This is a genomic window from Pseudomonas sp. A-1 (assembly GCF_004801855.1).
GTDB lineage: Bacteria > Pseudomonadota > Gammaproteobacteria > Pseudomonadales > Pseudomonadaceae > Geopseudomonas.
This window is the reverse complement of sequence record NZ_SSTC01000122.1, coordinates 1-8467: the sequence shown is the minus strand read 5'-3', so window position 1 is coordinate 8467 and position 8467 is coordinate 1. Positions and strand designations below refer to the sequence as shown.

Genomic DNA, 8467 nt, shown 5'->3' with positions numbered 1-8467 from the left:
CCGCGCCTGCCGCCGCGCCGGCCAGTCCCGCTCCGGCCGCCGCTGCGCGCCCGGCGGCACCGGCCAGCGCCGAATCCAGCAGCCTGCGGGTGCCGGTGGACAAGGTCGATCAGATCATCAACCTGGTCGGCGAGCTGGTGATCACCCAGTCGATGCTCGAGCAGACCGCCGGCCAGCTCGACGGCGCCCTGCACAGCGAGCTGCTCAACGGCATGGGCCTGCTCAAGCGCAATGCGCGCGACCTGCAGGAAGCGGTGATGTCGATCCGCATGGTGCCGATGGACTACGTGTTCAGCCGCTTCCCGCGCCAGGTGCGCGACCTGGCCGCCAAGCTGGGCAAGGAGATCGAGCTGGTCACCGAGGGCAAGTCCACCGAGCTGGACAAGAGCCTGGTCGAGCGCATCATCGATCCGCTCACCCACCTGGTGCGCAACAGCCTCGACCATGGCATCGAGTCGCCGGACCAGCGCGAGGCTGCCGGCAAGTCGCGCACCGGCCGGCTGACCCTGTCCGCCCGCCATCAGGGCGGCAACATCCTCATCGAGGTGCGCGACGACGGCGCCGGCCTCAACCGCGACAAACTGCTGGCCAAGGCGCGCAGCCAGGGCCTGGCGGTGAACGACGGCATGCCCGACGACGAAGTCTGGCAACTGATCTTCGCTCCCGGCTTCTCCACGGCCGAACAGGTCAGCGACGTGTCGGGGCGCGGGGTGGGCATGGACGTCGTGCGCCGCAACATCCAGTCGATGGGCGGCCATGTGCAGATCCTCTCGCGCGCCGGGCAGGGCACCACCATCCGCATCGTCCTGCCGCTGACCCTGGCGATCCTCGACGGCATGTCGGTGCGTGTCGGCAAGGAGGTCTTCATCCTGCCGCTCAGCGCAGTGCTCGAATCGCTGCAGCCGCGCGCCGAGGACCTCTACTCGATGGCCGGCACCGACCTGCTGCTCAAGGTGCGCGACGAGTATCTGCCGGTGGTGGCGCTGCATCAGGTCATGGATGTTGCCGATGCGCGTACTGCACCTACCGAGTCGATCACCGTGATCGTGCAGGGCGAGGGCCGCCGTTATGCCCTGCAGGTGGACGATTTGATCGGCCAGCAGCAGGTGGTGGTGAAGAACCTGGAAACCAACTACCGCCGGGTGCCGGGGATTTCCGCCGCCACCATCCTCGGCGATGGCAGCGTCGCGCTGATCCTCGATGTCGGCGACCTGCAGCGCCTCAACCGTAGCCAATCCGCCCTGCGCGACCCGCGCAGCACCGCAGCTCCCCTCCAGGAGGTTATCTGATGTCCTTCCAAACGACCGACAACGCCGCCGCAGAGGCGCGTCCGCGCGAGTTCCTGGTGTTCTCCCTGGGCAGCGAGGAGTACGCCATCGACATCCTCAAGGCCCAGGAGATCCGCGGCTACGAGAACGTCACCCGGATCGCCAGCGCGCCGCCGTTCATCAAGGGTGTCACCAACCTGCGCGGGGTGATCGTGCCGATCGTCGACCTGCGCATCAAGTTCAACCTCGACCGCGTCGAGTACGACAGCCAGACCGTGGTGATCGTGGTGAACGTCTCCGGCCGGGTGGTCGGCGTGGTGGTCGACGGCGTTTCCGACGTGCTCAGCCTGACTCCCGAACAGATCAAGCCGGCGCCGGAGTTCGGCCTGTCGCTGTCCTCCGACTACCTCAGCGGGCTGGCCAGCTTGGAGGACCGCATGCTGGTGCTGGTCGACATCGACCGCATGCTGACCAGCGAGGAAATGGCGCTGGTGGAAAAGACCGCGGTCTGAGCGGCCGGCTCGAAAGTTCTTCCCCGGATTGCCGATAGACAGAAAGGCCGCAAGAGCCGCGCGAGACGGGTCAATCGGCAAGCCATAAGTTAAAAGAAAAGACCTCGGGGGTATGGGATGCGCAATCTGACTACGAGCCAGAAGCTGTGGGGCACACTGATCGCCGCCTGGCTGGCCATGCTGGTGCTGATGTTCTGGAGTGCCTGGGTAACGCGCAGCGTGATGTTCGACGAGCGCAAGGCCAAGGTGGAGAGCCAGGTGGAAATCGCCCGCTCGGTGATCAGCGACGTGGCCGCGCAGGTCCAGCGCGGCGGCATGAGCCTGGACGCGGGCCAGCTGTATGCGAGCGAGCTGATCAAGAGCATGCGCTACGATGACGGGCGCGGCTATTTCTTCATCTTCGACGACAGCATGGTCGTTGCCCACCCGACCATCCCGGCCAGCACCTCGGTCGAGGACTTCAAGGATGCCGATGGCCGCCACCTGTTCGCCGAAATGGCCCAGGCGGTGAAGCAGGCCGGCGAGTCCGCCTTCATCGACTACCGCTGGAAGCACGCCAGCAGCGAGGAGCTGGAGAACAAGCGCTCCTACGTGCGCAGCTTCGAGCCCTGGGGCTGGTACATCGGTACCGGCACCTACATCGCCGACATCAACGACATGTTCATAGAGAAGCTGATCCAGTCGGCCCTTGGCCTGCTGCTGGTCGGCATCCCGCTGTCGCTGCTGATGGGCTGGGTGATCCGTGACCTGCTGCAGCGTCTGGGGGGTGATCCGCGCTATGCCGTGGTGGTGGCCCGGCAGATCGCCGAAGGCGACCTCAGCCAGGCGCCGCAGCTGCGCGCCGGCGATAGCCAGAGCCTGCTGGCGGACATGAACCGCATGCGCGAGTCGCTCAGCCGCACCATCGGCGACATCAGCCACAGCGCCCACGAGGTTCAGGAGGAGGCCGAGGCGATCAGCTACGGCAACGCCGAACTGGCGGCGCGTACCGAGCAGCAGGCCGCCGCCCTGGCGGAAACCGCCTCGACCATGGAGCAGCTCACCTCCACCGTGCGGCAGAACGCCGAGAACGCCGACCAGGCGCGGCGTCTGGCGGCCAACTGCGCCGACAACGCGCACAAGGGCGGCAGCGCCATGGAGCAGGTGGTCGACGCCATGAGCGCGATCCAGGCCAGCGCCAGCCAGATGTCCAGCATCGTCGACACCATCGACGCGATCGCCTTCCAGACCAACATCCTCGCCCTCAATGCCTCGGTGGAAGCGGCGCGCGCCGGCGAGCAGGGCCGCGGCTTCGCCGTGGTGGCCGGCGAAGTGCGCAAGCTGGCCAGTCGCTCGGCCGAGGCGGCCCACGAGATCAAGGGGCTGATCGACAGCGCCGGGGGCCAGGTGCGCACCGGCAACGAGCGGGTACGCCAGACCGGCGAGGTCATCCGCAACATGGTCGCCGACATCGGCCGGCTGAACATCCTGATCAGCGAGATCTCCTCGGCCTCTGCGGAGCAGAGCAGTGGCATCGAGCAGGTCAACGTGGCGGTGGCGCAGATGGACCAGATGACCCAGCGCAACGCCGGCATGGTGCAGGACAGTGCGCTGGCCGCGCAGCGCCTGAGCAAGCAGAGCGCGCGGCTGAGCGAGCATGTGGTGCGCTTCGTCATCGGCGGTGGCGACGCCGCACCGCGCTCGCGGGTGAACGAGTCTGCCGCTGGCGAGCCGTTCGAGCTGCAGCCGGCAACGGCGCGCGGCGAAACCGCCTGGGCCTGAAGCATCGAGAGCGCGGCCCGTCGCCGGTGGCGGGTCGCTGCACAAGGAGAGCAAGGTGAAGCTACTGAACAACATGACCGTGCGGTTGAGCTGGAACCTGGTCCTGGGCCTGTTCGCCACGCTGGTCTGCGCCCTCAGCGCGCTCGGCTGGTACAGCCTGGGATTCGCCGAACAGAGCATCGCCGCCGTGCCGCAGGCCGGCGCGCAGCAGCAGGCCTTCGCCGAGTTCGCCGGCGCCGTCCGCTGGCTGATCGTCCTGGTCCTGCTGCTCTCGGTGGCCAGCATCTTCGCCGTGGTGTGGGGCGTCGGCCGCAACGTGATCCGCCCGCTGCAGCGGGTGGTCGGCCACTGCGAGCAGATCGCCGCCGGCAATCTGGCCGAGCCGATCGAGGCGGGCAGCAGCAACGAAATCGGCCAGCTGTTCGCCTCGCTGGCGCATATCCAGCAGCGTCTGACCGCCACCGTGGGCACCGTGCGCCACAGCAGCCAGCTGATCCACGAGGGCGCCCAGGACATCGCCGAGGGCAACCGCAACCTGTCCTCGCGGACCATCGATCAGGCCGCCTCGCTGGAGAATACCGCCTCCAGCATGGAGCAACTGACCGCCACCGTCGGCCAGAACGCCGACAACGCGCGCCAGGCCAGCCAGCTGGCGGCCACCGCCGCGCAGGCCGCGCAGCGCGGCGGCGAGGTGGTCGAGGAGGTGGTCAGCACCATGGGGCAGATCAGCAGCAGCTCGCACCGGGTCGCCGAGATCATCAAGCTGATCGACTCGATCGCCTTCCAGACCAACATCCTCGCGCTGAACGCCTCGGTGGAAGCGGCGCGCGCCGGCGAGCAGGGCCGCGGCTTCGCCGTGGTGGCCGGCGAGGTGCGCAGCCTGGCCAGCCGCAGCGCCGACGCGGCCAAGGACATCCGCACCCTGATCGGCGAGTCGGTGGCGCGGGTCGAGACCGGCAGCAACCTGGTCAGCCAGGCCGGCAACGCCATGCAGGAGATCGTCGAGGCGGTGCAGAAGGTCGCCGACATCATGGACGAGATCGCCGCCGCCTCCGCCGAGCAGAGCAACGGCATCGGCCTGGTCAACCAGGCGGTGACCCAGATGGACCAGGTGACCCAGCAGAACGCCGGCCTGGTGCAGGACTCGGCGCGTGCCGCCAGCGATCTGGTCGGCGAAGCCCAGCGCCTGCGCGAGGCGGTGGAGGTGTTCCGCATCGTCGAGACGCAGGCGTCGTCGCGCCCGCCGGCCCGGTCGTGGGCCCGGCAGCAGTACGAGAGCGCCGAGCGCGAGGTGGCTGAACTGGCCCGCACCGCTGACAGCCGTCCCGCGGCCAGGTCGGCGGACGAGGACGACTGGCAGACCTTCTGAACCGCCGCAGAGCGGTCGCAACGCCCCGAAGCCACTCACATCCATGGAGAGTCAGCATGCGCAACAACCAGCCGGTCACCCAGCGCGAATTCGAGTTGGCGGATGACACCTTCCTGATCTCGCGTACCGACCTCAAGGGGCGGATCACCTATGCCAACCCGACCTTCATCCGGGTCAGCGGCTATAGCTGGGAGGAGCTCAACGGCGCCGATCACAACCTGGTGCGCCATCCGGACATGCCACCGGCGGCCTTCGCCAACCTGTGGACGACCATCCAGGAAGGGCATTCCTGGAACGGCCTGGTGAAGAACCGTCGCAAGAACGGCGACCACTACTGGGTGCGCGCCAACGTCACGCCGACCGTCGAGGACGGCCGGGTGGTGGGCTACACCTCGATCCGCCGCAAGGCGAGCCGCGAGGAGGTCGACTCGGTCGTCGACGCCTACCGGCAGATCCGCGACGGCGGCGGCCGCCAGTTCATGCTTGATCGCGGCCGCCTGCTGCGCCGTGGCCCGGCCGGCTGGCTGGCGCGCCTGCAGCCGTCCTCGCTGCGTTTCCGGCTGTGGCTGATCCGCCTGATCGCGGTGCTGATGGTGATCGGCAACAGCGTGTCCGGGGTAACCAAGTTCCTCGACGGCGCGGCGGGACCGGAGATGCTGGCCGAGGGCGTGATGGCGCTGCTCGGGGTGCTGCTGCTGACCATGACCCTGAGTACCGGGCGGGCGCTGCTGCGTGGCCTGGAGTTCGCCTCCGACTACATGGCGCAACTGGCCGCCGGCAACCTCGAGGTGCGCCTGCGCAGCAGCCGGCTCGACGAGCTGGCCCAGCTGATGCGCTTCCAGGACGCCCTGCGCAAGAGCATGCGCGGCATCTCGCTCGACGTCAGCGGCAGCGTCAATGCCTTGTCGACTGCGGTCGAACAGATCGCCGGTGGCAACGAGGAGCTATCCGCGCGCACCGAGCAGCAGGCCGCCTCGCTGCAGCAGACCGCGGCGAGCATGGAAGAGCTGACCGCCACCGTGCAGCAGAACGCCGGCAACGCCCGTCACGCCAGCCAGCTGGCCAGCGACGCCGCCACCACCGTGCGCGAGAGCGGCGAGGTGATGGGCCAGGTGGTCGGCACCATGGGGCAGATCACCAGCACTTCGCGGAAGATGACCGAGATCATCAACGTGATCGACTCGATCGCCTTCCAGACCAACATCCTCGCGCTGAACGCCTCCGTGGAAGCGGCGCGCGCCGGCGAGCAGGGCCGCGGCTTCGCCGTGGTGGCCAGCGAGGTACGCAACCTGGCCAGCCGCTCGGCGGAGGCCTCGCGGGAGATCCGCGGGCTGATCGTCAGCTCCTCGCAGCAGATCGACGAGGGCGCCCAGCTGGTACAGCGCGCCGAGCAGAGCATCGAGGGGGTGGTGGATGCGGTGACCAAGGTCAACGACATCATGGGCGAGATCGCCGCCGCTTCGGCCGAGCAGAGCAGCGGCATCGGCCTGGTCAACCAGGCGGTGGCTCAGATGGACGACGTCACCCAGCGCAACGCCGGCCTGGTGCAGCGCGCCGCGCAGGCCGCGGTCGAGCTGGAGGTGCACCTGACCGACGCCCTGCGCACCATCGGCGTGTTCCGCCTGGATGGCCAGTCGCCTGCCGCGCCGCGCCAGCCTGCCAGCGGAGCGCGCCGGCCTGCGACCCCGGTCGCTGCCCCGGCGGCCAGCAGCCAGCCGGCGCGGCGCAAGAGCGCCGAGCCGGTCGAGGAGTGGAGCGAATTCTGAAGGGTTCGACCGACACACGGAGGTTGTCGCATGGAACGTCTGCTGACGCGATTTACCGCAGAGCGCTGTGGCCTTTCGCCACCGCGCCCTGCCTGCCAATGAATACGCCGGCCCCGTGCCGGCCTGCCACAGCCGTGGAGCAAGTCTGTTATGCGTAACAACCAGCCGGTCACCCAGCGCGAGTACGAGCTGCGGGATGAGCACTTCCTGATTTCCCGTACCGATCTGCAGGGCCGGATCACCTATGCCAACCCGAGCTTCATCGAGGTCAGCGGCTACTCCTGGGAGGAGCTGCACGGCGCCAACCACAACCTGGTGCGTCATCCGGACATGCCGCCGGCCGCCTTCGCCAACCTGTGGGAAACCATCCAGCAGGGGCATTCCTGGAACGGCCTGGTGATGAACCGGCGCAAGAACGGCGACCACTACTGGGTGCGCGCCAACGTCACGCCGACCGTCGAGGCCGGGCGGGTGGTGGGTTACACCTCGGTGCGCTCGAAGCCGGGCCGGGCCGAGGTGGATGCGGCGAGCGCGGCCTACCGGGCGATTCGCGAGGGGCGCGGCAAGCACCTGCGCCTCGATCGCGGGCGCCTGGTGCATCGCGGACCGCGTGGCTGGCTGGTGCACCTGCGCCAGCCGTCCCTGCGCGCGCGCCTGTGGAGCATCATGGCCGCCGCCCTGGTGCTGGTGGTCGACAGCGGCTTCGACCTGGTGCAGGCGCTGATCAGTGGCGCGGGGGCTGCCGATCTGGCCGAGGAGGCGGGCATGGCGCTAGTCGGCCTGTTCCTGCTCGGCCGCATCGTGGGGACCGGTCGCGCGATGCACCGCGCGCTGCAGGACTCGGTCGACTACATGGCGCAGCTGGCCGCCGGCAATCTGGAGGCCCGCCTGGGCGAGTGCGAGATCGGTGAAATGGCCGAGCTGATCCGTTTCCAGGGCGCGGTGCGCAACAGCGTCGCGCGGATCGCCCGCGACGTGAACCACAGCGTCGACTCGCTGGCCCTGGCGGTGGACGACATTGCCCGCGGCAACGAGGAACTGTCCGCGCGCACCGAGCAGCAGGCCGCCTCGCTGCAGCAGACCGCGGCGAGCATGGAAGAGCTGACCGCCACCGTGCAGCAGAACGCCGGCAACGCCCGCCACGCCAGCCAGCTGGCCAGCGACGCCGCCAGCACCGTGCGCGACAGCGGCGAGGTGATGGGCCAGGTGGTCGGCACCATGGACCAGATCACCGCCACCTCGCGCAAGATGACCGAGATCATCAACGTGATCGACTCGATCGCCTTCCAGACCAACATCCTCGCGCTCAACGCCTCGGTGGAGGCGGCGCGCGCCGGCGAGCAGGGCCGCGGCTTCGCCGTGGTGGCCAGCGAGGTGCGCAATCTGGCCAGCCGCTCGGCCGAGGCGTCCCGGGAGATCCGTGGGCTGATCGTCAGCTCCTCGCAGCAGATCGACGAGGGTGCCCAGCTGGTGCAGCGCGCCGAACAGAGCATCGAGGGCGTGGTGGCGGCGGTGACCAAGGTCAACGACATCATGGGCGAGATCGCCGCCGCCTCCAATGAGCAGAGCAGCGGCATCGCCCAGGTCAACCAGGCGGTGGCGCAGATGGACGACGTGACCCAGCGCAACGCCGGTCTGGTGCAGACCGCGGCGCAGGCTTCGGTCGACCTCAAGGGCCATCTGGACGACGCCCTGCGCACCATGGGCGTGTTCCGCCTGCGTGACCGGCAGGCCCGGGCGGCGGCTCCCGCGGCGCGCCCGCAGGTGCAGCGCGCGCCGCGCGTCTCGGCG

General features: G+C 69.0%; 6 protein-coding genes. All 6 read left to right on the top strand.

The features are described 5' to 3' along the window. Positions 1-1289: chemotaxis protein CheW (locus E5198_RS19150; RefSeq protein ID WP_178084099.1), on the top strand; the 1289-nt coding region annotated here is incomplete at its 5' end. Continuing rightward, a complete protein-coding gene (locus E5198_RS19145) occupies positions 1289-1780 on the top strand; it encodes a chemotaxis protein CheW (RefSeq protein WP_136491532.1) in 492 nt (163 codons plus the stop codon). The genes E5198_RS19150 and E5198_RS19145, both read left to right, overlap by 1 nt. A 117-nt stretch (positions 1781-1897) precedes the next feature. Continuing rightward, positions 1898-3541: a methyl-accepting chemotaxis protein gene (locus E5198_RS19140; protein ID WP_136491531.1), complete on the top strand. Its 1644-nt coding sequence runs from the start codon at positions 1898-1900 to the stop codon at positions 3539-3541. Between the two features lie 55 nt (positions 3542-3596). Beyond that, positions 3597-4910 carry a methyl-accepting chemotaxis protein gene (locus E5198_RS19135; protein WP_236574803.1) on the top strand — a complete coding sequence of 438 codons (1314 nt, stop codon included), beginning with the start codon at positions 3597-3599 and terminating at the stop codon, positions 4908-4910. 56 nt (positions 4911-4966) lie between these two features. Next, complete coding sequence (locus E5198_RS19130) at positions 4967-6676, top strand: PAS domain-containing methyl-accepting chemotaxis protein (protein ID WP_136491530.1); 1710 nt, start codon at positions 4967-4969, stop codon at positions 6674-6676. Positions 6677-6826: 150 nt separating this feature from the next. Further along, the coding region (locus E5198_RS19125; RefSeq protein ID WP_136491529.1) for a PAS domain-containing methyl-accepting chemotaxis protein at positions 6827-8467 on the top strand (1641 nt) is incomplete at its 3' end.